The 25,680-nt window shown below is 55.6% G+C and carries 35 protein-coding genes and 1 pseudogene; 31 read left to right on the top strand and 5 right to left on the bottom strand.

The features are described from left to right. The 5 genes and pseudogenes from ACFQUU_RS27255 to ACFQUU_RS27235 all read left to right on the top strand — a co-directional run. A pseudogene (locus ACFQUU_RS27255) lies at positions 1 to 127 on the top strand (IS630 family transposase); the annotation flags it as partial. A 255-nt stretch (positions 128 to 382) separates the two neighbouring features. Continuing rightward, positions 383 to 1,204 carry a conserved phage C-terminal domain-containing protein gene (locus ACFQUU_RS27250; RefSeq protein ID WP_382251509.1) on the top strand — a complete coding sequence of 274 codons (822 nt, stop codon included), beginning with the start codon at positions 383 to 385 and terminating at the stop codon, positions 1,202 to 1,204. Next, positions 1,201 to 1,635, top strand: a complete 435-nt coding sequence (locus ACFQUU_RS27245) for a hypothetical protein (RefSeq protein WP_382251506.1) — start codon at positions 1,201 to 1,203, stop codon at positions 1,633 to 1,635. The genes ACFQUU_RS27250 and ACFQUU_RS27245 overlap by 4 nt, the downstream gene beginning before the upstream one ends. Before the next feature lie 3 nt (positions 1,636 to 1,638). Next, entirely contained in the window at positions 1,639 to 2,592 is a 954-nt protein-coding gene (locus ACFQUU_RS27240) for a DnaB-like helicase C-terminal domain-containing protein (protein WP_382251503.1), read from the top strand. A gap of 311 nt (positions 2,593 to 2,903) precedes the next feature. Beyond that, entirely contained in the window at positions 2,904 to 3,215 is a 312-nt protein-coding gene (locus ACFQUU_RS27235; RefSeq protein ID WP_382251500.1) for a hypothetical protein, read from the top strand. 599 nt (positions 3,216 to 3,814) lie between these two features. On the opposite strand, the gene ACFQUU_RS27230 is transcribed toward ACFQUU_RS27235, so the two are convergent. The 3 genes from ACFQUU_RS27230 to ACFQUU_RS27220 are packed head-to-tail and all read right to left on the bottom strand — an operon-like array spanning position 3,815 to position 4,651. Continuing rightward, complete coding sequence (locus tag ACFQUU_RS27230; RefSeq protein ID WP_382251498.1) at positions 3,815 to 4,063, bottom strand: helix-turn-helix domain-containing protein; 249 nt, start codon at positions 4,061 to 4,063, stop codon at positions 3,815 to 3,817. Position 4,064: 1 nt separating this feature from the next. Next, positions 4,065 to 4,451 carry a type II toxin-antitoxin system HicB family antitoxin gene (locus tag ACFQUU_RS27225; RefSeq protein WP_382251496.1) on the bottom strand — a complete coding sequence of 129 codons (387 nt, stop codon included), beginning with the start codon at positions 4,449 to 4,451 and terminating at the stop codon, positions 4,065 to 4,067. Positions 4,452 to 4,468: 17 nt separating this feature from the next. Continuing rightward, entirely contained in the window at positions 4,469 to 4,651 is a 183-nt protein-coding gene (locus ACFQUU_RS27220) for a type II toxin-antitoxin system HicA family toxin (RefSeq protein WP_382251493.1), read from the bottom strand. Positions 4,652 to 5,025: 374 nt separating this feature from the next. Between ACFQUU_RS27220 and ACFQUU_RS27215 the strand changes: the two genes are divergently transcribed. Both ACFQUU_RS27215 and ACFQUU_RS27210 read left to right on the top strand, forming a co-directional pair. Further along, positions 5,026 to 5,256, top strand: coding sequence for a hypothetical protein (locus tag ACFQUU_RS27215; protein ID WP_382251490.1), 231 nt, complete (start codon positions 5,026 to 5,028; stop codon positions 5,254 to 5,256). An 11-nt stretch (positions 5,257 to 5,267) separates the two neighbouring features. Then, entirely contained in the window at positions 5,268 to 5,684 is a 417-nt protein-coding gene (locus ACFQUU_RS27210; RefSeq protein ID WP_382251487.1) for an HNH endonuclease, read from the top strand. A gap of 26 nt (positions 5,685 to 5,710) precedes the next feature. Here ACFQUU_RS27210 and ACFQUU_RS27205 read toward each other — a convergent pair whose 3' ends face one another. Then, on the bottom strand, positions 5,711 to 6,229 hold the full coding sequence (locus ACFQUU_RS27205) for a hypothetical protein (RefSeq protein ID WP_382251485.1): 519 nt from the start codon (positions 6,227 to 6,229) through the stop codon (positions 5,711 to 5,713). Positions 6,230 to 6,467: 238 nt separating this feature from the next. Here ACFQUU_RS27205 and ACFQUU_RS27200 point away from each other — a divergent pair, with 238 nt between their 5' ends. The 24 genes from ACFQUU_RS27200 (at position 6,468) to ACFQUU_RS27085 (ending at position 25,121) form a co-directional block, all read left to right on the top strand. Beyond that, positions 6,468 to 6,884, top strand: coding sequence for a hypothetical protein (locus ACFQUU_RS27200; protein ID WP_382251484.1), 417 nt, complete (start codon positions 6,468 to 6,470; stop codon positions 6,882 to 6,884). Then, positions 6,829 to 8,589, top strand: a complete 1,761-nt coding sequence (locus ACFQUU_RS27195; RefSeq protein WP_382251481.1) for a terminase large subunit — start codon at positions 6,829 to 6,831, stop codon at positions 8,587 to 8,589. Before ACFQUU_RS27200 ends, ACFQUU_RS27195 begins: the two co-directional genes overlap by 56 nt. Then, entirely contained in the window at positions 8,586 to 9,833 is a 1,248-nt protein-coding gene (locus ACFQUU_RS27190; RefSeq protein ID WP_382251479.1) for a phage portal protein, read from the top strand. The genes ACFQUU_RS27195 and ACFQUU_RS27190 overlap by 4 nt, the downstream gene beginning before the upstream one ends. Then, a complete protein-coding gene (locus tag ACFQUU_RS27185) occupies positions 9,805 to 10,485 on the top strand; it encodes an HK97 family phage prohead protease (RefSeq protein ID WP_382251477.1) in 681 nt (226 codons plus the stop codon). The genes ACFQUU_RS27190 and ACFQUU_RS27185 overlap by 29 nt, the downstream gene beginning before the upstream one ends. A gap of 68 nt (positions 10,486 to 10,553) precedes the next feature. After that, positions 10,554 to 11,705 carry a phage major capsid protein gene (locus ACFQUU_RS27180; RefSeq protein ID WP_382251475.1) on the top strand — a complete coding sequence of 384 codons (1,152 nt, stop codon included), beginning with the start codon at positions 10,554 to 10,556 and terminating at the stop codon, positions 11,703 to 11,705. A gap of 54 nt (positions 11,706 to 11,759) precedes the next feature. Then, a complete protein-coding gene (locus tag ACFQUU_RS27175) occupies positions 11,760 to 11,981 on the top strand; it encodes a hypothetical protein (RefSeq protein WP_382251474.1) in 222 nt (73 codons plus the stop codon). Next, positions 11,981 to 12,310, top strand: a complete 330-nt coding sequence (locus ACFQUU_RS27170; RefSeq protein ID WP_382251471.1) for a head-tail connector protein — start codon at positions 11,981 to 11,983, stop codon at positions 12,308 to 12,310. Before ACFQUU_RS27175 ends, ACFQUU_RS27170 begins: the two co-directional genes overlap by 1 nt. Continuing rightward, positions 12,310 to 12,648 carry a phage head closure protein gene (locus ACFQUU_RS27165; protein WP_382251469.1) on the top strand — a complete coding sequence of 113 codons (339 nt, stop codon included), beginning with the start codon at positions 12,310 to 12,312 and terminating at the stop codon, positions 12,646 to 12,648. The genes ACFQUU_RS27170 and ACFQUU_RS27165 overlap by 1 nt, the downstream gene beginning before the upstream one ends. Further along, positions 12,638 to 13,114 carry an HK97-gp10 family putative phage morphogenesis protein gene (locus ACFQUU_RS27160; RefSeq protein WP_382251467.1) on the top strand — a complete coding sequence of 159 codons (477 nt, stop codon included), beginning with the start codon at positions 12,638 to 12,640 and terminating at the stop codon, positions 13,112 to 13,114. Before ACFQUU_RS27165 ends, ACFQUU_RS27160 begins: the two co-directional genes overlap by 11 nt. Next, entirely contained in the window at positions 13,111 to 13,458 is a 348-nt protein-coding gene (locus ACFQUU_RS27155) for a hypothetical protein (RefSeq protein WP_382251466.1), read from the top strand. Before ACFQUU_RS27160 ends, ACFQUU_RS27155 begins: the two co-directional genes overlap by 4 nt. A gap of 54 nt (positions 13,459 to 13,512) precedes the next feature. Continuing rightward, positions 13,513 to 13,686 (top strand): hypothetical protein, encoded by a 174-nt coding sequence (locus tag ACFQUU_RS27150; RefSeq protein ID WP_382251463.1) that lies wholly within the window; start codon positions 13,513 to 13,515, stop codon positions 13,684 to 13,686. Then, complete coding sequence (locus ACFQUU_RS27145) at positions 13,683 to 14,618, top strand: phage tail tube protein (RefSeq protein WP_382251462.1); 936 nt, start codon at positions 13,683 to 13,685, stop codon at positions 14,616 to 14,618. The genes ACFQUU_RS27150 and ACFQUU_RS27145 overlap by 4 nt, the downstream gene beginning before the upstream one ends. 71 nt (positions 14,619 to 14,689) lie before the next feature. Next, a complete protein-coding gene (locus ACFQUU_RS27140; RefSeq protein WP_382251461.1) occupies positions 14,690 to 15,016 on the top strand; it encodes a hypothetical protein in 327 nt (108 codons plus the stop codon). A 71-nt stretch (positions 15,017 to 15,087) separates the two neighbouring features. Further along, positions 15,088 to 15,402, top strand: a complete 315-nt coding sequence (locus tag ACFQUU_RS27135) for a DUF1799 domain-containing protein (protein ID WP_382251459.1) — start codon at positions 15,088 to 15,090, stop codon at positions 15,400 to 15,402. Between the two features lie 38 nt (positions 15,403 to 15,440). Then, on the top strand, positions 15,441 to 20,282 hold the full coding sequence (locus ACFQUU_RS27130; protein ID WP_382251456.1) for a hypothetical protein: 4,842 nt from the start codon (positions 15,441 to 15,443) through the stop codon (positions 20,280 to 20,282). Beyond that, positions 20,279 to 21,196 carry a hypothetical protein gene (locus ACFQUU_RS27125; protein WP_382251453.1) on the top strand — a complete coding sequence of 306 codons (918 nt, stop codon included), beginning with the start codon at positions 20,279 to 20,281 and terminating at the stop codon, positions 21,194 to 21,196. The genes ACFQUU_RS27130 and ACFQUU_RS27125 overlap by 4 nt, the downstream gene beginning before the upstream one ends. Before the next feature lie 66 nt (positions 21,197 to 21,262). Continuing rightward, positions 21,263 to 21,724, top strand: coding sequence for a hypothetical protein (locus ACFQUU_RS27120; protein ID WP_382251451.1), 462 nt, complete (start codon positions 21,263 to 21,265; stop codon positions 21,722 to 21,724). Between the two features lie 12 nt (positions 21,725 to 21,736). Then, entirely contained in the window at positions 21,737 to 22,171 is a 435-nt protein-coding gene (locus ACFQUU_RS27115) for a hypothetical protein (protein ID WP_382251450.1), read from the top strand. A 2-nt stretch (positions 22,172 to 22,173) separates the two neighbouring features. Next, positions 22,174 to 22,887, top strand: a complete 714-nt coding sequence (locus ACFQUU_RS27110; protein ID WP_382251447.1) for a hypothetical protein — start codon at positions 22,174 to 22,176, stop codon at positions 22,885 to 22,887. A 9-nt stretch (positions 22,888 to 22,896) separates the two neighbouring features. Beyond that, positions 22,897 to 23,616 (top strand): hypothetical protein, encoded by a 720-nt coding sequence (locus ACFQUU_RS27105; RefSeq protein WP_382251444.1) that lies wholly within the window; start codon positions 22,897 to 22,899, stop codon positions 23,614 to 23,616. Next, complete coding sequence (locus ACFQUU_RS27100; RefSeq protein WP_382251441.1) at positions 23,613 to 23,942, top strand: hypothetical protein; 330 nt, start codon at positions 23,613 to 23,615, stop codon at positions 23,940 to 23,942. Before ACFQUU_RS27105 ends, ACFQUU_RS27100 begins: the two co-directional genes overlap by 4 nt. Then, positions 23,939 to 24,139 carry a hypothetical protein gene (locus ACFQUU_RS27095; RefSeq protein ID WP_382251438.1) on the top strand — a complete coding sequence of 67 codons (201 nt, stop codon included), beginning with the start codon at positions 23,939 to 23,941 and terminating at the stop codon, positions 24,137 to 24,139. Before ACFQUU_RS27100 ends, ACFQUU_RS27095 begins: the two co-directional genes overlap by 4 nt. Beyond that, the gene (locus tag ACFQUU_RS27090; RefSeq protein WP_382251436.1) at positions 24,136 to 24,639 is read left to right on the top strand and encodes a glycoside hydrolase family protein; all 504 of its coding nucleotides are present in this window, start codon (positions 24,136 to 24,138) and stop codon (positions 24,637 to 24,639) included. The genes ACFQUU_RS27095 and ACFQUU_RS27090 overlap by 4 nt, the downstream gene beginning before the upstream one ends. After that, positions 24,636 to 25,121, top strand: coding sequence for a hypothetical protein (locus tag ACFQUU_RS27085; protein ID WP_382251433.1), 486 nt, complete (start codon positions 24,636 to 24,638; stop codon positions 25,119 to 25,121). Before ACFQUU_RS27090 ends, ACFQUU_RS27085 begins: the two co-directional genes overlap by 4 nt. 61 nt (positions 25,122 to 25,182) lie before the next feature. Here ACFQUU_RS27085 and ACFQUU_RS27080 read toward each other — a convergent pair whose 3' ends face one another. Then, positions 25,183 to 25,344, bottom strand: a complete 162-nt coding sequence (locus ACFQUU_RS27080; protein ID WP_382251431.1) for a hypothetical protein — start codon at positions 25,342 to 25,344, stop codon at positions 25,183 to 25,185. Positions 25,345 to 25,680 lie beyond the last annotated feature (336 nt).

Below are 25,680 nucleotides of genomic sequence, written 5' to 3'. Positions count from 1 at the left end.
CAAGATCGACAGCTTTGTCGCGCAATACAATGTCCACTCGCGACCGTTCGTCTGGACCGCCACCGCCGACTCCATCCTGCAAAAGATTGAGCGTCTTTGTAAAGTTATTTGCGGGACACCACACTAGGCGCTCTCTTTTTCTCGAAATTTGGCCATTGACATATATCAAACAAATTTCACGGGAGAAAAGAGTAGCGTGCACACGGCTAGGGTAGCTCCCGAAAAGACGGACTCCTCCACCCGTCCTGCCGATGTGTTTTTTCAGTGGAGAGAAGGAGGTATCTATGAAAAGTAAAAATCACCCGGTTTCTGTCGCTAAGCCGTGCGGCTTTGAGCCTATGCAGCCGCAGACCATTTGAAGCGCCGAGGCGAAGACAACTTCATGACAAAGTCTGCAAAGAAAACAGACGTGGACGTATGGATGCCGCTTTATATCGGCGACTACCTTGCGGATACGTCTCGTCTAAGCACGGAGCAGCATGGTGCTTACTTCCTCCTCATCATGGACTATTGGCGTAATGGTGCGCCTCCCGATGATGATGTGATTCTGGCGCAGATCACCAAAGCTACTGGCGCAGGCTGGCGCAAGCTCCGATCAGCAATGCTGATGTTTTTTGAAGTTGTGGATGGTAAATGGATGCATTCCAGGATCGAAGAAGAGTTAGCAAAAGCCAAGGAGCGTGCTGAGAAGGCTCAAGCCAAAGCACGTAAGGCGGCGGATGCTCGATGGAGTACAGAAGCAGTGCCAGAGCAGCAAGCTGAGCAATGCATTGAGGATGCTCCAAGCAATGCTACAAGCATCCCTCAAGCAATGCATAAGGAATGCCCTTCACCTTCACCTTCACCTCCTTTGTTACCAAAGGAAAGATCAAAGACATTGTCCGGCAGGCCGGACGCGTTGGCGATCTTGGCCTACCTCAATGAACGCACCGGTCGGAACTACCAGCCCGTTGACTCGAACACGAAGCTGATCGTTGGGCGCCTGAGGGAAGGTGCGACCGTCGAGCAGTGCAAAGCCGTGATCGACGCAAAGGTCGCGAAATGGGGGGCTGATGCGCGAATGGACGAATTCCTGCGGCCCAAGACGCTCTTCGGAGCCACCAACTTCGCCCAGTACGCCGGGGAGCTGGGCGTCACCAAGCCGGCTGCATCGAACGACCCCGAAGGCTGGCGCAAAGACCCGAAGTTCGCGGGAGGCAAATGAGCCAGATGCCGCCAACCTTGCCGAGCGGTGCCAAGGCGATCGTCGACATGCGACTGAAGGGCGAAAAGCCAGCCGACATGCTGATCGTCTCTCTGGTCGGGAAGGTTCAAGACAAGCTGATCCAGCAGATGAACCCAACGGTGTACGCCAATGCGAAGCCTGCGGTGCCTTACGACTGGCGGTGGGTCGTACAGCTCAAGCTGTGCATCTACACAAACCCGCTTACTGATTGGCGTCAGACCGCAGCCACGATCGCGAAACATCGTCCGGAGTGGTTGGGCCTATGGGATGTGGACACGTTTGAAGGTGGCGAGCTGTACCTGCTGCCGAAGGTTGAGGACATCGAAAAACCGAAGCAGCAATGGCGCTGGGATATGCATTTTTTGCCCTGGTTGCCTTTCCAGAATCACCAGTTTGCACACGAGGATTGAAGCGTGAACTACAACAGAATTCCCGACACGATTGACCTCTCCGGATACCTGCAGGAGCCAGATCAGGCCCACAAGGTCGACCCGGCAAGAGACTGGACGCAGCCGGCAATCGATGCGTTTTACAAACCGGATGACGCACCAAAAATTTATCTGCCATGGGCAAAGACGCATGCGGACTTTGACTTCCGCCCGGGCGAAGTTTCTCTTTGGGGCGGTATCAACTCGCACGGCAAAAGCCAGTTTGTCGGGCAAGTGGTTCTCGGGCTGATGACCCAAGATGAGCCAGTATGCATTGCTTCGTTGGAGATGCCGCCAGTGACCTCGCTGACGCGGATGCTTCGACAGGCATGGGCGGGTGATATGCCGTCGATTGACTACATTAAACGCTTCTTCGATTGGTCCAATGATCGGCTTTGGATTTATGACCATGTTGGCAGCAGTGACCCGAAAACCATACTGGCGGTGATCCGGTATGCGGTCGACAAATTCAAGGTCAAGCACTTCGTGGTCGACAACTTGGCCAAGGTTATCCGCGGCGAGCAAGGTGCCGACGTCAACAACCAGCAGAAGGACTTTGTGTCCGGCCTATGCGCAGTGGCGCATGACACCGGCGTGCACGTGCACTTGGTCCTGCACGTCCGGAAAGGCGAAAAGGAAAGCGATGTTCCGGGCAAGTTCGACATCAAAGGTTCGGGCGCCATTACTGACCTGGTCGACAACGTTTTCATCGTTTGGCGCAACAAGGCCAAGGAAGAGAAATGCCGCACCGGTGACATGTCGGAAGCGGACGATCCTGACGCGTTGCTGAAGCTGGAAAAACAGCGCAATAAGGGCATTGAGGGCTCTTACCACTTCTGGTTTGACCCAGCTTCGTGTCAGTACCTTCCGCACCGCTTCGACCTGCCGAAGCAGATGCGTCTTGAGACCGGGATCCCGCTATCGGAGGTGGAATTTTGAGAGTTAGTGCCGAATTCATCGCTGATATGCGATACCTGCGCGGGTACTACCAGTGGAATGATGATGACGTTGCCGAGGTCAAGGCATCGTTGGCAAGCCCTGAAATGGTCCACTTTTTCACGGTGTTGGCCGCAGCCCATCGTGCCGGATACAACCAGTGTGCAGCAAACGGGTTTATACGTCTGCAGGCATGGTGTGCGGAGAAGGGATTGCCCGATCCGTTCGGACCATCGTTTGATTTGGTCGTATTGGATGCTATGGCAGTTGAGCCGCGCAGAGCGGCGTAACGGAATCAGGGAAAGGAAGGGGAAATGATAGATCGAGTGGAAATCACGGAAGCAATGGTTGCGGCGGCGATGGCGGCAGGTAAAGCAGCCGGGGTGCTGGCCAGCCATGCCAAACATGCAGATGTTCGCAGAGTCGTATCTGCAGCGAAGGCAGAGTTTTCGGAGCTGGTTTGCGGTCCGCGCTTTGATCTGCTGGTCAATACGACGGTGACGACGAAGAAAGCCCGGTTCCTGGGCGCGACAGATCAGCGCTGCTACTACCGGGTCGAGTGCGAGGATGGACAGATCCTGACGGTGCATGGCAATGACATTCGGACAGCAGGGAGGACACGTTGACTATTCGCGATAGGTTAGTGAACTGGCGGGACGCTGTACGATGGGGCGGACCAGGTAGACACGGCACTTGCATCGGTTCGCTGGAAGGGCGATACCGGCCTGAGAGCTCGAAGGATGCCCCGGCGCGCACGATACGGCCGGAGCCGGACTTTGACGATGCCGAGGCGATCAATGCGGCATGGCTATGCTTGCCGCACCGGGAAAAATTCTTCCTTAAGTTTCTCTATATCGACAATGCAGCGGTGCCGTTCATCTGTCGCAAGTTCAACATTCGGCAACGCCCGACTTCTTGTTTCGACCTTGAGCGAGTCCGGGTAGAGAAGTTTCTTGAAAGAACACTTGCAAATAGGACCAATAATTCCCTTGTAAACGGGCAAGGATTGTTGCACAATGGAAGGACAACTTAATCCCGGTCAATAACCGCGTGCACTGATCCCTAGGGGATCGGTGTCGCCGGAAGAAACGAAAAGCCCGTCCTGCATAACTGCGCGACGGGCTTTTTGCGTTGTGGGGGCGGCTTGTCGGCGGTGACTAAAATCGAAGAAATGGGCGCAACCCTGCGTCAATGCTCGCTTTAGCGTGGTGCCCAAAGCGGCCTGCTAGACATCTAGCTGTTCGGGAGAAATTCCGAGAGCTTTTGCTATCAGTTGACGCATATCTGCGGGCAGGTATTCAGTGCGTTCAAGCATTTCATAAACCTTTGGCGTCACGTCGATTCGCTGGGCGACGACATCGGCGCTAAGGTTTAGGTGTTCGCGCCATGCACGCAGGACTGTCCACTGATTGTCAACGATAAGGTCGACGACTTCATCCGGAAGGTGCCCAAATTGGGAGCGCCTGAGATTCATCTTAGCGCCCCATGGCCTTCAGTGCGGCTTGGGCAAGAAAGCCTGAGCGCGTGACGTGCTGAGCTTTCGCTGCAACATCGATGTCATGCAAAAGGTTTTCCGGCAGCGAAATGTTGATGCGTACTGGCTTGCTGTTGATTTTGGTAAGGTCGATGTCAACCATCATCCAGAAGCCGTCTTTATAGTCCGGATGATCCTTCCATTTATCGACCGTGGTTGGCACAGGAATGTCGACATTTTCACCGTCATACATAGTTTCGACAGCGTCTTGCGCCATCGCTGGCAGATCGGCCAGTTCATCGGCTGCGGTATTAACACCAGGTAGATCGGGGAAGGTGGCACCGTAAGCACTATTGGTGTCCTTCCATACGTACAGGGGATACAACATAGTATTCCTCACAAAAGTTATTTCAGATCGGCCTGCTTCAGGATGCTACGCACGGTCCCGATAGGCAGGTCTTTCTTCGGGTGCGGAACAATCACAGACTTGCCAGTGACCGGATTGCGGTATTTGTGGTGGCTGCCTTTGGTAGAGACATGCTCCCATCCGGCCGCTTTGAGTTGTTTGATGATGTCTGCGCTGTTCATGTGGCGATAATACACACCATATACACAAAAGTAAATATAAATGTGTATATGGTGTGTAAATAATTTCTATTTGTCCCTGAGACGAGGTGATCACCAGCGCTGGCCCATTGGCGGTATTGAGTAAAGCCAGCAGCCGCAGACGAGCAAAGGCTATTCTGGACACAGGCGCAGAGGATCGCGTGCTGGCTTCCACTGCAAAGCACCGCAGTGTTCCGGATAGCGCGGGCTGCGAGCAACTATTGACGAGCGGTAAGAATGGAAAGTTCTCAGCATATATAGTGCTGGTGTGCATTCAACGGCTTGATGCACGACGTGTCTTCGCCCGCAACCATCACCGGTTCGCGGGCTTTTTTGTTTGGTGCGATGGGAAATGAATGATGCGTCTCGCTGCTATCGGTAAAACAGTCGTGGTTGCCAACGGCATCCGTGATTACCCGGCCATCGTCACCAGCATTACGACGAATCATATTGTCAATCTGGTGACCTTCGAGGAAGGCAAGGCACCTGAGTATCCGTGTCATGTAGTGATACACCCGGATCGACCCACGGCGATGAATGCTTACCTCAAGGACGGCGGCACACATGCGTACTGGCCTGCATATTAAGGTGAGCGAAAATGCCACGTCGCCCTAAGTCGATATGCAGGCAGGCAGGATGCGGTAAGGCTATCGACGCACCAGGCTACTGTGACCAGCACCGCAAGGCAAAGCAGCAGGCAGACGCAAAGAAACGCGGCACCGCCCATCAGCGTGGATACACAAGCGCATGGACACGTGCTGCACGGTTCTACCTGCAAGCGCATCCCTTATGCGAGCGCTGCGCGAAGGCAGGACGGATCACCGCTGCAACGGTAGTCGACCATCGGATACCACACAGGCTGAAGCAGGCAATCGACAGTGGTATCGAAGCGTTGATAGACGCAGCACGCACACTGTTCTGGGATAGCAAAAACAACTGGTGTCCATTATGCAAGCGTTGCCATGACATGAAGACTGCACGGGACGACGGCGGCTTTGGACGAAGCAGAAAATAGTTCAGAGGACATTACAAACAGATGCGCTAACTGGCAATCACCCCACTTGCCCATCCGGCAGACGCTTGATGTTTTTCGATCCAAACATGCATTATCAGATCGTTGTAATCGTGATCCGGTCCATTCCCGTTCTGCCACATGCCAGCGTCGTCTACATTGACTTTTAGGAAGACTCCATTTGTATATTCATGTGCCTCTACTAGTGTTCCGGTAGAAAGCCTGCTGTCCCCAAAGTACCAGCTTCGCATAGACAGTCTATATATGGCAGGTTCAAGGTAGACATCTCCTACTAACCAATTTGTGGGCAATTTACCGATGTCGCCGTCACCGCCCAGTGTCCCGAATGCGATTCCGTTATCTGTCTCTAAGCGGCGGTAATCTATTTGAGCGCTTTGTGCCAAGGATGCATGAACTTCGTCAATTCGAATAGAAAAGCGGTGACCTGCCGGCGCTTTGATAGTCAGTGGAGATGCCGACAATTTACGCTGGTACAGCTGACCAACGTGATTGCCCATATTTGGAGGAGTCGGATTCCAGGTTGGCATACAGTTCCTTTGGATGTGACGTCTAATGGTTATTCTGTGATACCTACTTACAATCACACTTTGACATTTTGACGCTTGCAAAATTTGACGTTTATCAAACTTCCAACGTGTCATAACGTGCTGCAGAAGAGAAGAGGAAGGGCGGGTAAAAACTTAAACCGGCCTTTTCTAAAGACCGTCGCCCAAGTCGTTTTTTTGCGCATGCAGGTTAGAAAAACCGTTTTTTTGAGGACACATCATGCCCGGCCCACCTAAGAAGCTGGCGCAACTGAAGAGCATATCCGGCACCAATCAACCCTGCCGGGAAACGGCTCCGGGAGTTGAGTTGCCGACGCTTGATCAAGTGCCAACTGCCCCCGACTGGCTGCCAAATGCGCACGCCGTCAAAGAGTGGGATCGGCTAGCCACGATCCTGACCAATAACAAATTGCTGACCGAGGGCGCGCTGTCCGCACTCGGCATGCTGTGTGCCCTGCACGGAAAAATGGTGCAGCTATGGGCAGCCGGCGAGGCACCGACCGCGAGCCTGTACGGCCAGTATCGAAACATGGTGAATGACTTCGGTTTGACGCCGGTCGCACAAGGCAAGGTGAAACCAAGTGGCGAGGAAAAGAAAGGAAACAAGTTCGCAAACAACGGAAGGCGGACCGCGTAACTACGTCCAGATTGCAATCGACTATGCAAACGATGCAGTCAATGACAAGCAGGGCAAGCGGTTCGGCAAGTGGGTGCGGCTGGCTGCGAAGCGGTTTCTCAATGACCTGAAGCGGGCGAAAAAGAAGGGGAATTCCTTCATTTTCGACGAGTGGCACGCGGTTGACGCATGCGACTTCATTGAAAAATTGCCTCACGTTGAAGGCGAATGGGATACGCCGACGGTGATCATGCACCCGTCGCATGTGTTCTTCGTCGTCAACCTGTTTGGCTTTCGCAATCTGGACGGTACGCGACGCTTTACCACGGCGCTTTTTGCGGTCGCACGGAAGAATGCCAAGTCGTTCCTGTGCTCTGCGGTGCTGCTGTATTGCTACTGCTGCGAAGAGACGAACGGGCCGCAGGTAATCAGCGCAGCGACGACCGGCTCCCAGGCGCGCATTGTGTTCAATGTGGCCAAAAAGATGGTCGAGCGCACGCCGGATCTGCGCGAACCCTTCACGCTGGAACCGTTTGCGAACGCCATTGCCCGGTACGAAGTCGGCGGCACGTTTAAGCCGATCAATGCGAAGGCCAGCACGCAAGACGGCCTGAACCCGTCGCATTGCGGTATCGATGAGATCCACGCACACAAGACGCATGATCTGCTGAACGTGCTGAAGTCGGCGGCCGGCGCACGCAAGAATCCGTTGTTCCTGTACACCACGACCGAGGGATATACGAACCCCGGTCCGTGGGGCGAGATCCGACACTTCGCGAAGCAACTGCTGCAAGGCGTGTTCGAGGCTGATCACTTCCTGGCGGTGTACTTCGCGCTGGACGAAGAAGACAAGTCAGCTGGCACGCCAGCCGACGACGACTTTGATGAAAGCAAGTGGATCAAGGCCAATCCGCTGATGGAGGTCAACCCACTGCTGCTGAAGGAGCTCCGGAAGGAAGCGATCGAGGCGAAGGCAATGCCCGGGCGCTATGCCGAATTCAAGATCAAGCGGCTCAACCGTCCATCGGCGCCGGCTACCGCATGGGTGAACCTGCAGAAGTGGGCGAAGTGCAATGGAGCTGTGGATCTGGAATGGCTACGCGGCAAGCCGTGCGTGATGGCGTTCGACCTGGCGTCGACGACCGACCTTGCATCGCTGCGGCTGACTTGGCGCGTTGATGGGGTTTATTACACATGGGGAAAACGGTACGTACCGGCTGATGCAGTGATGCAGCGCACCGAGCGCGGTACGGTTCCCTATGCGGCATGGGTGGAAAGCAAGCTGATCACCCAGACCGAAGGCGACGTTACGGACTACGCGGTTATCGAAGCCGATGTAGTTGAGTTGGCAGACCTGTACACGCCGCAGGAAATCGCCTACGACCCATGGAATGCAACGGATCTGGTCAATCGACTGGTCGCGCGCGATCTGCCGATGGTGGAGTTCGTACAGGGGCCGAAGAGCTATCACCCGGCAATGCAGGAATTGGAGCGGGCATACATCGGCCAGAAGCTGAGGCACGGCGGCGACCCGGTCCTGACATGGTGCGCATCCAATCTTGTGGCGCGCACAGACGGAAATATGAACACGGCACCCGACAAAAAGCGCTCTGCCGAAAAGATTGACGATGTCTGCACCCTATTGATGGGCGTCGGACGCCTGATGTCGGCAACAGACGACCAAGGCAGTTTTGACGATTTCATAAATGACCCGATAACCCTATGAATTTTCTCCGTACAGCCCTTCAATGGTTTGGCCTGGCCGATGCCATGCAAGACCGCAGTGGCGTCCAAAATTCGGGTCCGAGCTCAAGCGCGCATGTTGAGACGCCGATGCTGGGCGCCGAAGGTGCCTTGCAGATCGCTACCGTTTGGGCCTGCCTGGACTTGCTGACCAAGACAATCGCCAGCTTGCCGCTTTTTCTCTATGAGGAAATCGGCGATGGCAAGCGGACGTTGGCGCGACGGCATCCACTTTGGTATGTGCTGCATGACAAGCCGAATCGCCGCATGACGGCAATGGTGTTCTGGCAGGTCATGATGCTCAATCTCTTCCTGCGCGGGAACGCGTATGCGAGGATTGACCGCAATGCCAAGAAGGATGTGATTGCGCTGTGGCCGATGATGGCCGACCAGATACAAGTCCATGTCCTGACCGATGGGACGGTCGTCTATCAATACTACAAAGACGGCAATATCACGGTCCTGCATGAAGACAATGTTGTCCATATCCGATTGATGGGGAACGGCACTATCGGTTTGTCGCCGCTTGATCACATGCGGTCGACACTGGGCATTTCCATCAACGCACAAAATCACGCGTCTCGGACGTATGCGAATGGTGCAAAGCGCGCCGGTGTGCTGATGATGGACAAAGCCCTGTCGCCCGAGCAGCGCACCTCAATCAAGGCGAAATTCGCTGACCTGGTAGAAGGTGACAGCAGCCCGCTGAAGGTTTTGGAGTTCGGCGCCAAGTATGAACAGCTCAGCATGTCGCCGCAGGACATCCAACTGCTTGAAACGCGGCGCTTCTCGGTCGAAGAAATCGCCCGCTGGTTCGGCGTGCCGCCCATCATGATCGGTGACATGTCGGTATCTACTACGCTCGGCAGCAGCACAGCGGAGATCATCGAATTGTTCTTCAAAAAGGACATCCGCCCGCAGCTGGAAAACATCGAGCAGGAGCTCAAAGCCAAGGTGTTGAACCCTGCGCAACGCACCAGAATGACGGTCGAATTCAGTTTCGACGCGCTTCTGCGCTCAAGCCTGAAGGACCGCATGGAAATCTATGCAAAGGCGGTGCAAAACGGCCTGAAAACACGCAATGAGGTCCGCCAGCTTGAGAACGACCCACCGATTCCAGGCGCGGATGCACTGACCGCACAAACCAATCTCGCACCACTTGAAATGCTCGGCAAATTGAAGCCGACAGGGGGAAATAATGGAACACAAGACGCTGTCTCTCAGTGATTCGCAAATCAAGCTGGAAGGCGAGGGAAATCGCTTTTGCGGCTATGCATCCACGTTTGGAAACGTCGATTCCTACGGTGACACCATCCTGAAGGGGGCCTACGAAGAGACATTGAGCATCAATGGCGCGCCAAAAATGTTCTTCAACCATGATATTCATGGTGTTCCCATCGGTGCGTGGAAGGCCGTCAAGGAAGACGATCACGGCCTTTATGTCGAAGGCGAATTCACTCCCGGCAACTCGCTTGCGGAAGAGGTGAAAGCGGCACTGAAACATGGCACTGTCGACGGTATGTCCATCGGCTACCGGCTTAAAAGCGGCGATTATCAAGAGACAGCGACCGGCCGCATCATCAAGAAGGTGGCGCGTCTACCGGAAGTCTCCATTGTGACCTATCCCGCCGATTCATTCGCCCGCGTTGACCTGGCATCTGTCAAAAGCGAGGTCGACGAGATCAAAAGCATTCGTGATTTCGAACTCTACCTGCGGGATGCAGGCGGAGTTTCCAAAGGGCTGGCAAAGGCGCTTGTCAGCCGCGCAAAAGTCCTCTTTTCTCAGCGGGATGTTGAGGAATCGGACCAAGCGAAGCAGTTCCAGGAGCTTAAAACCATGTTTGACAGCTTCAAAGTTCCAGGTTCGCTTAACGGCTAACCGCGCTAAACCCCGATCTGGCTCGCATTTGCGGGCTATTTTTTTGCCCATTTAGTAAAGGATTTACCATGGATTTCGCACAAGTTCAGCAGCTTTTCAACGGTCTGGAAGGCAAAATCGCTGCATTTCAGGAGAAAGCAACCGAAGAGCTCAAGACAGCCGGTTCCGTCTCGGTCGAAACGAAGAACGCCATCAAAGCACTCGGCGACCAGCAGCATGAGTTCGCGTCGCGCCTGGCTGCGCTGGAACAAAAAGGCTTCCACACTGGCGAGCCCGATGCCAAGAAGGATGATTCGTGGGGCGAACAGTTCATCAAGAACGCTGGCTACGGTGAATTTGCCGGTGGCCAGCGCAGCAAGTTCCGCGTCGAGGTCAAGAACACCGTTTCCGGATCTGACATCACCGTTGCGCCGGACCGTCGCCCGAACATCGTTGCAGGTGCATTCCGCCCGTTGCGCATCGAGCAGATCCTGACCTCGATTCCAACGTCGTCCAATGCGATCGAGTACACCCGCGAAAACGTCTTTACAAACAACGCAGCAGAGCGCGCTGAAGGCGGTCAGATGGGTGAATCGGCGATCACCTTCACACTGGAAACCATGCCGGTGGCGAACATTGCGCACTTCATCAAGATCACCAAACAGCTGATGGCTGATGCGCCGGCATTGGCCGCATACATCAATGTCCGTATGCGTTACGGTGTCGACCTGAAGGTCGAAAACCAGATCATCAACGGCAACGGCACCACACCGAACATCGGCGGCTTCTTCAAGGCGGGCAACTTCACCGCGCACGGCTACAGCCTGGCGACCGGTGGCCAGAAAGCCGACCTGATCCGCCGTGTGATCGCCAAGGCAATGACTTCCGACTATCCGGTCGACGCGATTCTGCTCAACCCGTTGGATTGGGCTGAAATCGAGCTGGAAAAGGACGACAACGGCGCTTACAAGAACTCCGGTGGTCCGCGCGCTTCCATGGCTCCAATGCTCTGGGGTAAGCCGGTGATCGAATCGAATGCCGTTGTAGCCGATACCTTCATGGCCGGTTCGTTCTCATCCGGCGCCACTTTCTGGAACCGTCAGGATGTGGTGATCGAACTGTCTGATTCGGACGGCGACAACTTCCAGAAGGGCTTGGTAACCATTCGCGCAGAACGTCGCGCAGCGCTGACCGTCGAGAAGCCGGCAGCGTTCCAGGGCGGCGACCTGACACCAGCCTAACCAGTGGGGCCCATTTAACCGCGGGCCTCATTTTCCCAACTCAGTGGAGTAGCCATGCAAACTAAAGTGAAGATGACCCGCCTCTGCGTTAGCCCGGTGTTCGGCAATATGGGCGAAGGCGATGTAATCAAATGCGACGCCGAGTTCGCAAAACATCTGGTGGACGAACTGAAGGTTGCCGAGTACGTGACATCCGAAGGTGACACGACCACCGAAGCCACGTCTGAGCAAAAGCCAGTCGCTGCGAAGACTGCACGCGAGAAGAAGGCGAAGTAATGGCTTCACTTGTCACCATCGCCGAGGCGAAGCACCACGCGAATATCGATCCGTCTGGCGATGCTGCGTTTGATGCGAAGCAGGACACGTATATACAGCTTCTATTGAACGCAATCGAGGTGGCTACGGTGCAAATTCTTGGCCAAGCGCTTTCAGAGTATGACGCGACCGCTACACCAAGCCCGCTCGATGCAATCAAGGCGGCGATGCTGCTGCAGTTCGGCGAGCTGTATAAGAATCGCGAACTGTCGAGCGCGCAACAGCGCATCTACAACGACCGCGCTTACTGGAATCTATTGCATCCGTTTCGGGTGAATTTGGGGATCTGATGGACGCCGGACCGATGGATAAACGCGTCACCCTGGAAGAACTTACGCAGGGCAAGGACGCATCGGGCGGACGCATATCGACATGGACTCCCGTCACTCAGGGAACCATCGCTGCAAGGGTGTTGCCGATGAACGGAAACGAAAGGTCGACTACATCCAAAGGCGGCGAGGTATCCGAAGCGCGCACAGAGTTCGCCATCAGGTACCGGCCGGGCGTCACATCGCTGATGCGCGTTGTCTACAAAGGCGCGTATTACAACATCAAGCATGTGAAAAACGTCAATGAAGCCAATGAAACGCTGATCCTGACTTGCGACACCGGGGTAAATGATGGCTGAAAAGGTCGAAGGGCTTGCCGAGCTCCGGACGCAGTTCGCCAGTGTCGGCACCGAAATGAAGACCCGGACCGCTCGCGGCATGGTGGTGTCGGCTGGCGGGGTACTCAAGCGTGAAGCCAAGCGTCTGGCGCAAGAACACGGCCTGCTTAAAACCGGGGCACTGATCAACAACATCGCGATCAAGCGCGAAAAAACACCGGACGGTATAGCGCAATATCACCTTGGTGAGCGTCATGGCCGGGACCTTGGGCGCAAGGCAGAAAAGAAACTCGTCGTCGGCAAGTCTGGCCGCATCGTTACCCGACGTGAAAACGACCCGTTCTACTGGTTCTATCACGAGTTCGGCACCAAGAAGATGCAGGCCCGCCCGTACATTGCTCCCGCTCTCGAAAACAAGCGTGACGCTGCGATCGAGGCGATGGAAAAGCGCCTGGCACGCGACATCGAGAAGGCAAACAAGAAATGACAATCGAAGAGTCCGTCTATACAGCGTTGCATGCGGTACTGCCGAACACGCACGCGGTGGAACTCCCGAAGCGTCCGACATGGCCCGCGATCCTGTTCGACATCGAGTCCACGCCGGAAGATGGCTGGGGCGTCGCGGTCACCTATGAGCAGCATGTGATTGCGGTGGTTACCTTCGGACGCAGCCTGGCAGCAATTAAGGCCATGCGCGCATCGATTACGGCGGCGATGGAAGCGATCCCTGGCTACATGGCAGCGGAGGATCACGGCGATGCGGACTACGAGGGAGACCCCGAGGTCTACGCCTACTTCCAGAATTACCGGATTCGAACGCGCACCCTGTAAATCCTCACCCTCAACGCCAGCCCGCACATGCGGGCATTTTTTTTGGATGACGCCATGAAAAAGACAGATACCAGCAAGCCGCAACCCGCTCCGGAGCCTGTAAAGGATGCGAGCAAAGTATTGACCACCGATGAACATGCCGGGCGCGGTGGATCGTATGTGTTTGACCCCGCAACCGGCAAACGTTCTCCCGCATCCGAAACCCAGACTGAAAAGGTACCGACATGACCGCAAAACTAATGAAGCAAGCGCTCTTGCTTGTGAAGATCCAGCCGATCGCAGGCACAGATTCCAACCCGACTGCGGCACTGAATGCCATTCTGTGCAAAGGCGTAACACCGCAACCGCTGGTGGCAAACTTTGCCGAGCGCGACAACATCCGTCCGTACTTTGGCCAGAACGGCAAGGTGCTGACGGACATGCACAGCGAGTCCGAATTTGAAGTCGAATTGGCTGGAGCCGGCGTCGCCGGTACTGCTCCGAAATGGGGTCCACTGATCCGCGCGTGCGGCTTTGCCGAGACCATTACCGCAAGCACTGACGTGAAGTACAACCCGATCACCGCCAATCAGGAAATGGTGACCGGCTACTACTTCATCGACGGACTGCGCTTCAAGATGCTGGACTGCAAAGGCAATGGCCAGATCACGATGAACGCCAAGGGCATCCCGATGCTCAAGTTCAAACTGACAGTGCTGTATTCGCCGGTAACGGATACGCCTATCCCGGCCGGCACCGACTACAGCGGCTTCACAGAGCCGGTCGCGGTGAACAAACTGAACACACCGACTTGGTCTTTGCATGGCTATGCCGGCGCCGTGGAATCGCTGTCGTTCGACTGCGGCAATGAAGTGGTCTATCGCAATTTGATCGGCCGCGAAAGCGTTTCCATTCGTGACCGCAAGATGACCGGAAGCATCAGCATGGAAATGACCTCTGTCGCGGAAAAGGATTGGTTTGCGACCGTCATCGCCAACACGAAAGGCGCACTGCAAATCGTGCACGGCACCGTCGCCGGCAACATCATCCAGATCGATGCGCCGAAAGTGCAGCTGACCGACCCGCAAATTTCCGACTCGGAAGGCATCGTCATGCTGGGCGCCAACCTGGCATTGGAGCCGGACGAAGGTAACGACGACATCCTGATCACCGTGAAGTAATTCGTACCAAGGCCTGCTTCAGACGCGGGCCTTTTCTTTTGTTTCAACCCTCTTTGATACTGGAATCCACAATGGCATTCAAACTTGCACTGAAACCGACTTACAAAACCAAAATCGTCGTTGAAATTCCGAATGATGCCGGCCGCAAAGACAAATCCGACTTCATGGCTGAGTTCACCCGGGTCGATATGGATGAGATCCAGGAGCTGAAGACGCTGCCGCAGAAGGAAGTTCTGGAACGCGTGCTGGTCGGTTGGTCCGCCCTGGTGGACGAGACCGGTCACGACGTGCCGTTCAATGCCGCCAATCGCGATGCACTGCTGAAGATTCCGCAGGCATTCGAAGCGCTGGTAGAAGGATTCTGGACATCCATCTTCAAGGCACGCGAAAAAAACTAAAAGAGGCGGCCCGGTTCTGGGCGGGTGACCGGGCGCCGACGAATTTCGGTTTTACCGCGACGACCGTTTCTTTGCTGGAACTGGCCGGCGCACCCGCTGAAGTTATTCAAGCCGTCGAACAAAAGGCATCGCCAAACGTAGACGAGGTGGTGTGCTACGTCTGGGAAGAGAACTGGGAGTCGCTGCAGTTCTTCCTCATGGTGCAGTCGCAATGGATCATCGTGGCTAGTCTCACTAGCGGTGTACGGGTAGGCCTGGACTATGCGCGCATCGAGGCGGCAATGCGGATGGACGGCATACCGCGAGCTGACCGCAAGATGCTGTTTTCAGACTTGCGTGTCATCGAATCTGCTGTCCTGGAATACGACAGCGATAAGAAAACATAACCAAACCCGCTTCGGCGGGTATTTTTTTGGGCATACACATGGCAGGCGCACTCGGTTCATTGGTCGTAAAGCTCGCGCTCGAATATGCGGAGTTCACGAAAGGGCTGTCCAAATCGGATCAGGATGCGCTCAAGTTTGCCCAAAACGCGCAGAGGCACATGGACACCGCCAAGGCGGCAACGTCCGAGTTCTTTGGCGGCGTGTTGAAGGGCGCGGTAGGCGCTGCCGCTGCCTATGTGGGCGTGACCCAAACAATCGACGGACTACGTACGTCCATCGATGGCATGGACGCCGCAAACAAGATGGCATCCCGGATCGGCATCAGTACCGACGCCGTCCAGAAATTCACCTATATCGGCGCACTGGCCGATGTGGGCGTAGAAAGCCTGTCGACCGGCTTCAAGAAACTCTCCGTCAACATGCTTGAGGCGGCCGGTGGAAGTAAAGACCAGGCGGCGCTGTTCAAGGGTATTGGCGTTGAAGTGACGGACGCGGCCGGCAACATCCGCGACTCGGAAGAGGTCATGAACGACATCGCCGATGTCTTCGCCAGCATGGATGACGGGGCCACGAAGACGGCGCTCGCGGTAAAGCTGTTTGGCAAGGCTGGCACCGACATGATTCCGGCACTGAACGGCGGCAAAGAGGCGCTTAAGCAGGCATCCGATGAGGCGGTTAAATACGGCCTGGTCATCGACAAGAAAGTGTTGCCTGGTGCTGAGCAGTTCAATGACAACCTGTCGCGCCTTGGAAAGATCACCGAGGGCACGTTCAATCAGTTTGCAGAGGCATCGCTGCCTGTTCTGGCGCTGTTCACCGATGCGCTGGTGGAATCAGCGAGTGGAACCGATTCGCTGAACCAGGGCGCGCAACGGCTGAAAAAAGATGGCACGCTGAAGGAATGGGCTGTTGGCGCGGCCAAGGCGATCGGCTTTGTCGGCGACGCCGGGCAGGGCGTCTATCGCGTGTTTGAAATCATCGGCAAGCGCTTTGGCTCGCTCGCAGCGGCGGCGGTCCTCGTTGCCCAAGGCGAGTTCAAGGCAGCCGGTGCGGCGCTTGACGCGTTTGAAGATGACAAAGAAGACATCCTTAACCGGAAACTGTTTTCGACCACGCTCAATGAGAAGCTGGCTTTACTTGATCAGAAATCCGGCCAGCAGGAACAGAACGCTGCAGCCAACGATACGGCCCGTAAAGCGCGGACTGCGCAAATCGCCAAACTATTGGGCGAGCAAGGCAATGCGGCAAAGAAGGCTTCCGATGACTATGACCGCCTGAACAAATCCATCCAAGAGCGCATTGCCATGGCGCAGGCTGAACTTGCAGTCGGCAAGCCGCTGTCGGCAGCGGAAAAAGAGTTAGCCAAGCTGACAATCGACTATGAGAAAAAGCTGATCGATCTGTCGCCAATGCAGTATGCGATGGCAAAGGCCGATCTGGAACGGGCGCAGAGCCTGGAAAGCCTAGTCGAGGACAAGCGTAACGCTGTGAAGATGGCCGACGAGTTAAATAACGTTGGCAAGAAGGAAATCGAAACACTTACGGAGCAAGTTACTAAGCAACGCGAGCATATCGCCGAAATTGGATTGTCCAAAGAAAAGGTCGCTGAGCTGGCCGCGAAGAAGCTCGAACTCGCTGCGGCGGCCGACGAGGAACTTGCGTCCAATCTGCGTTCAGCCGCAGTGTATGCGGGCGCTTTGCATGACACGTATGTTCAGCACGCTTCGGATCTGGAAAAGGCCGCGAAGCTAAAGCGAGAACTTGCTGCCGGCCAGCGTGAAGGGGGTGAAAAGCAATCCCTTGACGACCTTGGCAAGAAGGCTGCGGACGACCTTGACAAGTTTCTGGACCCAACCAAGGCAGTGGAATTCGGCGATGCATTGCAGGATGCGTTCAAGGGTGCCGGCAACGCGTTGAACAAACTGACTTCGTCACTTGACACCTTTGGCCGCAAGCAGTCCGCCATCGAGAAGGCACGTGCTGATGCGTTGATCGCGCGTCTGGCCGGGAAGAAGACCGAGGAAGAATACCTTGACGCTATTTCCAAGCTGAACCAGGCGGATGTGAAGAATCAACTGCGCGGCTATGGCGATATGGCCGGCGCTGCAGCGACGTTCTTCAATGAACAGAGCTCTGCATACCGGGGCTTGATGGCAGTGTCTCAGGCCTTCCATGCTGCTGAACTGGCAATGACCATTGCTGAGACAGTGCCGAAAGCCATTAACGCAGTTCTGAACCAGTCGAATGGCGATCCTTACACCGCGTTCGGCCGCATGGCTGCCATGGCGGCGGTTGTTGCCGGCCTGGGCGTAGCAATTGGAGGCGGTGGCGGTAAAGCCAGTTACGTATCCGCTGCTGACCGTCAGAAGCAGCAAGGCACCGGTACCGTGCTGGGCGACGAGGATGCAAAATCGAAATCGCTTGAGAAGGCGACCGAGCTGCTGGCCAACAATTCGAACATCGCTCTTGAGTATTCCAGCAAGATGCTTTCCGCACTGCGCAGCATTGATGTCGGTATCTCTGGCATGGCCGCTTCTCTATCCGGCACTGCCGGTGTACGTGGCACTTATGCCGACCAGGTTGCATATGGCGTCAGCAGCAAGAAAGGTTTTTTCGGATGGGGAAGCAAATCTACCACCCTGGAAGATTCTGGCATCGTTTTTGACCGGGCCCTACTTAACCCTAATGAGACTGCGAACGATCCGTCTGCGGCGAAATGGTATGCACAATCGATCGGCGACATTCTTGCCAGTGGCCAGCTCTGGGCGCGCGGTTACGGCACGGTAAAAACGACCAAGTCGAATTGGTTCGGCTCGAAAGAAAGTGTCAACGACATCTTCAGCACGCTCAAGCCTGAGTTTGGCCAAGAGTTCATCAAGAGCCTGAACGGTATGTTCAGCACCATCCTGTCTGCCGGCACGTCGCTGGGCGGCAATGGCGGCGCCATCGATCAGATACTGCGCGGCGTGAACATGGATGACATTGGTCTGGGCAAAGTCAGCCTGATGGGCAAGAGCGGCACCGAAGTGAAGGAAATCCTTTCCGAGGTGTTGAGCGCTGCGGGCGACGCCATGGCGGAGAAAGCCATGCCGATGCTCAGCGCCTTCAATAAGGTCGGCGAAGGGATGTTTGAAACGCTGATCCGGGTGAGTAGCGGAGTAGAGGCAGCGCAGTTTGAAGTCGAGAAGTTTGGCCTGACTGCGGTCAACTACGCGGATGTGGTGAACAAGCAGGGCGATGTCGGCGCGGAGATCGTGCGTCAAACGATCGTCAATTCCCAGCGCATTGGTAATTCGCTTACCGGGGTAGGCGACATCATGTCAATGCTGGACGGCAGCGCATCGGACCTGGCGGAAACCTACGGCGATCTGCTCGCTGTGCAGGGCCTTTTGACAATGGTCGGCATTGACGGGAACACGCTTGGACGACCGATGATCCGCGGTGCACGCGACCTTGAGTCGCTGAATAGCGGGATCAGCTCTTACTTCGACAACTATTTCACGGACGCGGAAAAGGTTGCAGCGAAGACCGACAGCATGCGAGGTGAGTTTGCCGCGCTGGGATTGACGTTGCCAACCTCAACAGAGGGATTCCGTACCCTGGTTGATAGCATCGATAAAAGCAGCGCATCAGGTCAGGTGCTGTTTGGCCAACTGATGCTTCTGGCCGATGGGTTTGCCGAACTGACCAATGAAGCGGATCAGCTTACCGAAGCGCAGAACGAGGCCAAGGAGGCGCAAAAGCAGACAGCGCTCGATGCAGTATCGGACCTGTTTGGCGCATTGGAGACGTCTGTAAATGCGCAAAAGGAAAAGGTAAGCAAGGCTTTCGAAGATCTTGTGACGCCACTGAATGACCAGGTCGTCACGGTCAATGCGTCGATTTCCAAGCTATCCACGCTTTCGAGGTCGTTGCAGTCGACCTTGAATAGCATGCGCATGCCGTCGCAGCTTGCTGTCACAAGGGCAAGCGCCATCGCACAACTTGAAACTGCGCGGTCACTTGCCAAGGCGGGCGGCGTCTTTCCTGACGCGGACAGCCTCTCGGCGGCACTTGGTGTGGTGGCTCAACCTGCGGAACAGTTGTTCGCGACGTTCGAAGACTACCAGCGGGATTTCGTGCGTAACGCGAATACGATCCGCGATCTTTCGGAGCTGACCGATTCGCAGTTGAGCATCGAACAGCAGACATTGAAATCTCTGAACCGTCAGATTGATGACGCCAAGAAGGCTCACGATGCAGAGTTGGCACGTCTGGACGGCATTCTGACCTCAGCGCAAGCCGAGATTGATGCACTCAATGGTGTCAATACGTCAGTTCAATCTGTCACAGCTGCAATCGCTGCCTTGAACGGCGCCATCGTCGGTGCGCGTGCGGTTAGAGCAAGTGCGCCAGCCGGTGAATCCGGTACCGCTGCAACGGTTGCCGGCCTCTACGGGAAGTTCAGCGATAGCTCTTATATGACGGCGGAAGGACAGGCATATTGGGCCGGGCGAGTTGCTTCCGGTGAAAGCATGACATCGATCGAGAAGTCGTTCCAAGACAGCGTGAAGGTGGTTCGTGGCTATGCCAGTGGTGGTTATCACCCTGGCGGTCTTCGCCTGGTGGGTGAGAACGGTCCGGAATTGGAAGTGACTGGGCCGAGCACCATCTACAGCAACTCGGTGACGAATGACTTGCTATCGCGCCTACGTAACCCCAACGAGAGTTACGCAGTGCTTGTGGCGGCAATGCAGGCCGTCCAGGCTGAGCTTCGCGCATTCCGCGAACAGTCGAAGGCGGGAGACGTTGCAATCGCCCAGAACACAAGCCGCGTGGCGAGGCAGCTGGAGCGATGGGATGGTGATGGCTTACCGGCAGAAAGGGATCTGACAGTATGAGCGACGGCTTTACGATAATTCCAGTTGTGGCGATCACAGACGACATTCTGGTGAGTAGCAACGTTCCAGAAAATGACTATGCGGTCTACAACTCTGGAAGCACGTACGCGATGGACGCGTGTGTGATCAGCCTGACCACGCATCATGTCTACCGGTCTCTGCAGAATGCCAACACCAACAAGCCGTTGCCGGTCCTGCCGGCGACGGCGACGGACTGGTGGCAGGACATTGGCGCGACCAACCGTCATAAGATGTTCGATAGGTCGGTGCAGTCACAGACCAGCAACCCAAACAGCATTGAGGTCGATCTGCAGATTGCTGGCCGCGCTACTGCAGTCACGATCTTGAATGCTGATGGGGATGAATTGCATATCGAGATGGAAAGTCCGACAGCCGGCGTGGTGTATGACCAGACATTCAGTCTGATCGACCATGCCGGCATCAGTGATCATTATTCATGGTACTTCGATGATCGTGATCGAATCCGGGATCTCGCCATTACCGGTTTGCCGCCATATGCGGGTGTAAATCTTCGGGTCTCGATTCTCCGTCCGGGCGGGACAGCTTTGTGCGGTGCTTGTCTGGTCGGTCAGGCGAAGGAGATAGGCGGTACGCAGTTTGGTGCACGTGTAGGCATCACCGACTACAGCGCCAAGACCACCGATCCCTTTGGGAATCTGACCGTGCTTGAGCGCGCATACAGTAAGCGCGGAAGTTTCTCGGTAGTTGTGCAAAACACCTTTATTGACCGGCTCCATAACCTGCTGGCCAAGTACCGCGCGACGCCAGTCGTATATATCGGCTCGCCTCTATACGGGTGCATGGTCAATTACGGTTTTTACAAAGACTACGAAACAGAAATTCAGTACACGACTGAATCACTTCTCTCAATCAACATTGAAAGTCTTACCTAAATGGCACTCACACCACCACCGACCGCGCCTTCACCAGGACAGGATGCCGCAACCTTTAATGACAACGTGGAAGCGCGGCTTGCATGGGATGCGATCCATGTCGCTGAGATGGATGCACTGCAGCAGGAATTCACAGTTAAGCAGGCAACTGTAGAGGCTGCCGCTGAGCAGGTTGCTGAAGACGCCGCGACAGCGGGCAATGCGGCTGCAGTGGCGCAAGCATCTGCCAATTTCAAGGGGACTTGGTCGAGTCTTGTGGGCGCGTTGAACAAGCCCGCGAGCGTGCATCACAACGGCGCGTTTTGGGTATTGCTGAACAATCTCGGCAATGTGGCCGCAAGCGAGCCAACCGACATTTCTGCTGATTGGGTAAGGCTCGGAGGTCTGATCATCAAAGACGAAGGCACTAACCAGTCGACAGCGGCGGCGTCTTTGAACTTCATCGGAGATACCGTTAGAGCGTCAGCTGTTGGCGCCGCAATAACAATCACAATCGAGCCCGATTGGGCGACAGCACTCGCAATTTAATCAGGAGGACTTATGCCAGCATCTAACAAACCAATTTTCGCGCAACTTCCGAAAACCTCGTCGTGCACTGTGGCGGCAGCCCTTGCAGCAATGACCGGAACGTCGGCAACCGGCACCGTACTGCTCGCCTCGGGCGGCGACCACGGTCAAATGATTACGCGCGTATCGGTGATTCCGAAAGGCGCAAACGTTACGGCGAGTTGCTTGCATTTGTTCTTGCGTAAGGCTGGCGACGCAGTTGGCATTCGCCGTCTGTTACCGTACAGCGCCTTGATGGCGGCCTATACGTACGCAACCACGACGGAAAATAAACCGACCGTTTTTGCCGACATTACCGAGTCAAACCCGTTACGCCTTGAAGCGGGCGATGAACTGTACGCGGGTGAAACCGTGGCGAACAACGTCGAATTTACCGCCCTCGGCGCATCCTTTACGGCGGCGGTTTAATCATGGGTAACGCATACGGTACTCAAGGATACCCGGCGGTCGGCGGCGGCATGCCGGGATTGCCAGTTAGGGCGAGCGGCGGGTTCGACTTAGATATAGATTGGGTGGTTTCGGGCTATTCAGTCGACGTAGCTGGCGTAACCGTCCCTACGCCGAACGCCATCAAGCCCGGCCAATTGTTTGTTACCGCGTCAGTGATAAATAACGGCAGTCAGTACGGGGCATTTGCGACATTATCGAACTATATTGTCTGCTCGCCACATACGCTCTATTGCGCCCCGGCGCCTGGCGGCGTCACCAACGTAGCGGGCATGTACGTGTCATTCTCGGATTCCCAAATTCAAATTGGGGGTTTGAATTTGGCGAATCAATGCCACTTGCGCGCCATGCAAGTTAAAAACAAAGTTAAGAGTCGACAGTCGGTACAGCTAGCGTCAACCGGGGTTATCGCCGATACGGCGCTCGCAATTCCTTTGACAAACCCTAAGAAAGTTTTTTACTCCGTATATAGCACTGGGTTCTCTACAAATGGAAACATGGCGTATTGCGGACAGCTATTTCAATTCGCCGATGTGGCGGTAAGCCCGTTCTCCTGCGAGCAGTCCGGTGCGCACTACTCGGGTGCGTTTGGGTTCCCTGACGGTAATACTGTACGCCGCTATCGCGGCTATGCGTCGGGCGGCAGCAGCACACTATGGATTGTAGAGTTTGAATAAGGCGGCAATATGGGAAATCAAAACACACCCCAACCAATCAGCGCATTAACCGCGGCGCAATATATCCGCGTCGACCGCGCAACCCTGGCCGCCGACCGTACGCCGGTACCCGATTTTCTGTACGGCCTGTTGCCCGAGTCGCTCGTCGATCTCACATGGTCTGACCCGGCGTTAGGCGTGCATCCTTACGCCTGGTTGCCATACGAGGACGTGCTGCGCGACGACATTAACTCGGCGACTCATATCGCAACGCAAGAGGGCGAAACCTTTGCCGTTAACCTGCCTGTGGGCGTCGTGCGCGTGACACCAGGCGTGCGGTCGTTGACCGAGGGCGAGCAGGAAGAACGGCGCCAGCGCGTTGCAAAAGAACTGACCGATGCAAAAGCGGCCAAGCTGCGCGAAGCAAACCGTGAATGCGACATCCGCATCAACGCACTGACTTCAACTTATCCTGCGACCGAAGTTCTGACCTTCAGCAAGCAGGAAATGGAAGCGCGCGCGTTTCTGGTCGACGAGTTGGCGCCGACGCCCATGATTGACGCGCTGGCCATGAATCGCAACGTGCCGAAACTCGAACTGGTTGCGCGCATCATTGGCAAGGCTGACGCCTTCGCTGGCTTTACCGGCGCAGTTGTTGGCTATCGTCAGCTTCTGGAAGACCGGATCGACGCGGCAACCAGCATGTCCGTGCTGTCCGAAATCGATCCTCTGGCGGGGTGGCCTGTATGAGGCGCGCAGCTGGATTGTTCGTTATCTGGCTGGCATGTGTGTTTTGCGGTCTATATGCGGTCGCACGCATGCTCTGGTGCGTGTTCTTTTCGCAGGACAAGGCATTCACGATTGCCAAGGCGTTTGACCGCACTGGCAACGCGGCCACCAATGGCAGCGACCGTGAGTTCATCAGCACCAGGGCGAACCGCGCGCGCCGTGAGGGCCGACGATGGGGCTGCATCCTTTGCCGGGTACTTGATTGGATAGACCCGAACCACTGCGCCAAATCCGAACCTGCTACGGCAGGTTTTTTTACGTCCGCTGACAAGAAAGGCCAGCAATGAGCATTTCCCAACAAACAGCCGAAACCGGAGCCGCCATGGCAGTAAAAGCCGCACCACCTGTCATTGCCACCGGATGGGCATTTTGGGGTTTCACCCTCAATGAGTGGGCCGCCATCTTTGCGATCACGTACTCAGCTTTGGGTATCCTATTCACCCTGATTGACCGCTATACCAAGTGGCGCAAGGAGAACCCATGAGGGCGCGGATTGTAGTTGCGGCACTTTCGCTGTCCGCTGCTGCCTTCGTCGGTATCGTGACCAGCGAGGGCTACACGGATACGGCCGTGATCCCGACGAAGAACGACCGACCCACCGTAGGTTTCGGCAGTACGTTCCATGAGAACGGTGCGCCGGTACGGATCGGCGATTCAACGACGCCGGTCCGTGCGATCGTCAAGGCGGCTGACCATATCGGCAAGGAAGAGGCGAAGTTCCGTGCGTCGCTTCCGGGTGTGGCGCTGCATCAGGCTGAATACGACCTGTATATGGATTGGGTCTATCAGTATGGCACTGGGGCATGGGCCAAGTCATCGATGCGGCGCCAGCTCATGCAGGGCAACTACAAGGCCGCATGTGACGCGCTGCTGCTCTACAAATTCTCAGGTGGCTATGACTGCTCGAGCCCTGGCAATAAGGTCTGCTCAGGCGTCTGGACTCGTCAACTGGCGCGGCATCAGAAATGCATGGAGGTGCAATGAACCTCAAAGCCGCAATCGCCCTGGTTGTCTTTACCGTGCTGGTCGGTACGCACTGGAAGGTCTATGTGATGGGCAAGGAGAAGGTCCGGGCAGAGTGGAACGCCGACAAGGTGGCCGCCGATAAGCAAGCGGAAAACAACCGGCTGCTTCGGCAGGCTGCCATCAACAAGCCAGCCGCCCAGTTCGCCGAGAAGGTGGCGAAGGACCGCGTGATTACCCAAACAATCATCAAGGAGGTGGAAAAGTATGTACCGAATTCTATTGGCATGCTGCCTGGCGGCTTCCGGGTGTACCACGATGCCGCAGCAGCCGGCGAAGCGCCTGACGATTCCAGCAGAGCTGATGCTGCCGCCGTCGCCCCTCAAGTCGTTGCCGTCACCATTGCCGAAAACTACGCCGACAGCAACTACGACAAACAGCGTCTAGAGGCGCTGCAGGCGATCGTGCGGGCCAGTGGGTGCTTTGTCGTGGCACTGGATTAAGTTTGCGTTTTTACGGCGACTAGAATGCTCTTGCAACAGAGAATATCTAATTCGGTGCGATCTAAGAGTTAGTCATCGAAAGCCATTCGATGGCAGCGGTTTCAGAATGGAAGCCAACAACGTCGCGGCCTTCCGGATCATAGAGAAGCATGGCAGCATCGGCCGAGATTTGTGACATGCGGCTTGAACTATAAATCAGGGCAAACCTTTTCATTCCTGCCATGCGCATTCTCGGAAACCAGTCGCGTGCCAACCAATTCGCCACACCTGTCCATATTCCAAGTACCTGTCTATTGTCGTTGAGGACCTTCGAGACATTAAAGCGAGTTAAGGCTTCTAGAATGAGCTCACAGCCTTCTTTTACAGAATCGTCCGACTGGTAACCTTTCCATTCGGAATAGATCCACTTGTTGATAGGATCATAACTGATCTTGACCTGCTACCTTAATTTAGTACGGCGCTAAGATGGAAACTGCCTAGTGAAGGAGGCAGTCATGAAACAGCGTTTTACTGAAGAGCAAATAATTGGCGTATTGAAAGAGGTTGAGGCCGGCCTGAA

Source organism: Herbaspirillum sp. GCM10030257 (assembly GCF_042666555.1).
In the GTDB taxonomy this organism is placed as follows: Bacteria; Pseudomonadota; Gammaproteobacteria; order Burkholderiales; family Burkholderiaceae_D; genus Noviherbaspirillum.
This window is presented reverse-complemented; position numbering and strand designations above follow the sequence as displayed.

What these genes read in the sequence shown, in the direction of transcription:
- ACFQUU_RS27250 (WP_382251509.1), top strand. Translation starts at nt 383, where the DNA reads ATGACAAAGTCTGCAAAGAAAACAGACGTGGACGTATGGATGCCGCTT.
- ACFQUU_RS27245 (WP_382251506.1), top strand. Translation starts at nt 1,201, where the DNA reads ATGAGCCAGATGCCGCCAACCTTGCCGAGCGGTGCCAAGGCGATCGTC.
- ACFQUU_RS27235 (WP_382251500.1), top strand. Translation starts at nt 2,904, where the DNA reads ATGATAGATCGAGTGGAAATCACGGAAGCAATGGTTGCGGCGGCGATG.
- ACFQUU_RS27230 (WP_382251498.1), bottom strand. Translation starts at nt 4,063, where the DNA reads ATGAATCTCAGGCGCTCCCAATTTGGGCACCTTCCGGATGAAGTCGTC.
- ACFQUU_RS27225 (WP_382251496.1), bottom strand. Translation starts at nt 4,451, where the DNA reads ATGTTGTATCCCCTGTACGTATGGAAGGACACCAATAGTGCTTACGGT.
- ACFQUU_RS27220 (WP_382251493.1), bottom strand. Translation starts at nt 4,651, where the DNA reads ATGAACAGCGCAGACATCATCAAACAACTCAAAGCGGCCGGATGGGAG.
- ACFQUU_RS27215 (WP_382251490.1), top strand. Translation starts at nt 5,026, where the DNA reads ATGATGCGTCTCGCTGCTATCGGTAAAACAGTCGTGGTTGCCAACGGC.
- ACFQUU_RS27210 (WP_382251487.1), top strand. Translation starts at nt 5,268, where the DNA reads ATGCCACGTCGCCCTAAGTCGATATGCAGGCAGGCAGGATGCGGTAAG.
- ACFQUU_RS27205 (WP_382251485.1), bottom strand. Translation starts at nt 6,229, where the DNA reads ATGCCAACCTGGAATCCGACTCCTCCAAATATGGGCAATCACGTTGGT.
- ACFQUU_RS27200 (WP_382251484.1), top strand. Translation starts at nt 6,468, where the DNA reads ATGCCCGGCCCACCTAAGAAGCTGGCGCAACTGAAGAGCATATCCGGC.
- ACFQUU_RS27190 (WP_382251479.1), top strand. Translation starts at nt 8,586, where the DNA reads ATGAATTTTCTCCGTACAGCCCTTCAATGGTTTGGCCTGGCCGATGCC.
- ACFQUU_RS27185 (WP_382251477.1), top strand. Translation starts at nt 9,805, where the DNA reads ATGGAACACAAGACGCTGTCTCTCAGTGATTCGCAAATCAAGCTGGAA.
- ACFQUU_RS27180 (WP_382251475.1), top strand. Translation starts at nt 10,554, where the DNA reads ATGGATTTCGCACAAGTTCAGCAGCTTTTCAACGGTCTGGAAGGCAAA.
- ACFQUU_RS27175 (WP_382251474.1), top strand. Translation starts at nt 11,760, where the DNA reads ATGCAAACTAAAGTGAAGATGACCCGCCTCTGCGTTAGCCCGGTGTTC.
- ACFQUU_RS27170 (WP_382251471.1), top strand. Translation starts at nt 11,981, where the DNA reads ATGGCTTCACTTGTCACCATCGCCGAGGCGAAGCACCACGCGAATATC.
- ACFQUU_RS27165 (WP_382251469.1), top strand. Translation starts at nt 12,310, where the DNA reads ATGGACGCCGGACCGATGGATAAACGCGTCACCCTGGAAGAACTTACG.
- ACFQUU_RS27160 (WP_382251467.1), top strand. Translation starts at nt 12,638, where the DNA reads ATGATGGCTGAAAAGGTCGAAGGGCTTGCCGAGCTCCGGACGCAGTTC.
- ACFQUU_RS27155 (WP_382251466.1), top strand. Translation starts at nt 13,111, where the DNA reads ATGACAATCGAAGAGTCCGTCTATACAGCGTTGCATGCGGTACTGCCG.
- ACFQUU_RS27150 (WP_382251463.1), top strand. Translation starts at nt 13,513, where the DNA reads ATGAAAAAGACAGATACCAGCAAGCCGCAACCCGCTCCGGAGCCTGTA.
- ACFQUU_RS27145 (WP_382251462.1), top strand. Translation starts at nt 13,683, where the DNA reads ATGACCGCAAAACTAATGAAGCAAGCGCTCTTGCTTGTGAAGATCCAG.
- ACFQUU_RS27140 (WP_382251461.1), top strand. Translation starts at nt 14,690, where the DNA reads ATGGCATTCAAACTTGCACTGAAACCGACTTACAAAACCAAAATCGTC.
- ACFQUU_RS27130 (WP_382251456.1), top strand. Translation starts at nt 15,441, where the DNA reads ATGGCAGGCGCACTCGGTTCATTGGTCGTAAAGCTCGCGCTCGAATAT.
- ACFQUU_RS27125 (WP_382251453.1), top strand. Translation starts at nt 20,279, where the DNA reads ATGAGCGACGGCTTTACGATAATTCCAGTTGTGGCGATCACAGACGAC.
- ACFQUU_RS27115 (WP_382251450.1), top strand. Translation starts at nt 21,737, where the DNA reads ATGCCAGCATCTAACAAACCAATTTTCGCGCAACTTCCGAAAACCTCG.
- ACFQUU_RS27110 (WP_382251447.1), top strand. Translation starts at nt 22,174, where the DNA reads ATGGGTAACGCATACGGTACTCAAGGATACCCGGCGGTCGGCGGCGGC.
- ACFQUU_RS27105 (WP_382251444.1), top strand. Translation starts at nt 22,897, where the DNA reads ATGGGAAATCAAAACACACCCCAACCAATCAGCGCATTAACCGCGGCG.
- ACFQUU_RS27100 (WP_382251441.1), top strand. Translation starts at nt 23,613, where the DNA reads ATGAGGCGCGCAGCTGGATTGTTCGTTATCTGGCTGGCATGTGTGTTT.
- ACFQUU_RS27095 (WP_382251438.1), top strand. Translation starts at nt 23,939, where the DNA reads ATGAGCATTTCCCAACAAACAGCCGAAACCGGAGCCGCCATGGCAGTA.
- ACFQUU_RS27090 (WP_382251436.1), top strand. Translation starts at nt 24,136, where the DNA reads ATGAGGGCGCGGATTGTAGTTGCGGCACTTTCGCTGTCCGCTGCTGCC.
- ACFQUU_RS27085 (WP_382251433.1), top strand. Translation starts at nt 24,636, where the DNA reads ATGAACCTCAAAGCCGCAATCGCCCTGGTTGTCTTTACCGTGCTGGTC.
- ACFQUU_RS27080 (WP_382251431.1), bottom strand. Translation starts at nt 25,344, where the DNA reads ATGGCAGGAATGAAAAGGTTTGCCCTGATTTATAGTTCAAGCCGCATG.